Source organism: Halolamina salina (assembly GCF_042678005.1).
Classification (GTDB): domain Archaea; phylum Halobacteriota; class Halobacteria; order Halobacteriales; family Haloferacaceae; genus Halolamina; species Halolamina salina.
The window spans coordinates 1-515 of record NZ_JBHUDH010000219.1 but is presented as its reverse complement, the minus strand read 5'-3'; the positions used below and the strand labels follow the sequence as shown (position 1 = coordinate 515).

The following is a 515-nucleotide window of genomic DNA, read 5'->3' as shown; positions in this document are numbered from 1 at the left end:
GACAGAGTCGATACTTCTGTCTGCAGTGATATGACCATCTGCCGCTACCGCGCCGGTGAAACCGATACCGGCGACGAACACGGACATGATCATGAGGGCAGCGAGAGCGATCCCGCGTGCCTTCGTTTGGTTATCTCCTGTCATTGTTGGTTGTCTCTTGTGTTTGTGTGCTTATTCATCAACCGGGTCCCCCGAGAGGTACGAATTGAGGAGCTGGTTCAGCTCGGTGTCCCCAAGGTCGCCTCCCAGGTAATCCGACACAGCGGAGTTAACGCCGCTGTCTCCAACAACACCGCTGTCGTTGGTGTACTCGGCGTACCACTCGCTGTCAGCCGGTTCTTCCTCGATCGTCAGGTCGCCAGTAGCCTCGCTGTCCTCGGTCCACACGGAGTGGTTGTACTCGCCAGCAGCGAGTTCACTCGCGTTAACCTCGAACTCAACGGTGCTACTTGCACCCGCGTCAAGGGCAACCGACTCGGTAGTCACGGTGTCTCCGTCGAGACGGAGTTCGACGT

Annotated in this window: 1 protein-coding gene and 1 pseudogene; both read right to left on the bottom strand. The window is 57.9% G+C overall.

The features are described from left to right. Positions 1 to 144 (bottom strand): surface glycoprotein (locus tag ACFR9S_RS14745; protein WP_379818959.1); only part of this gene is annotated, 144 nt, incomplete at its 3' end. A 27-nt stretch (positions 145 to 171) separates the two neighbouring features. Further along, a pseudogene (locus ACFR9S_RS14740) lies at positions 172 to 515 on the bottom strand (hypothetical protein); the annotation flags it as partial.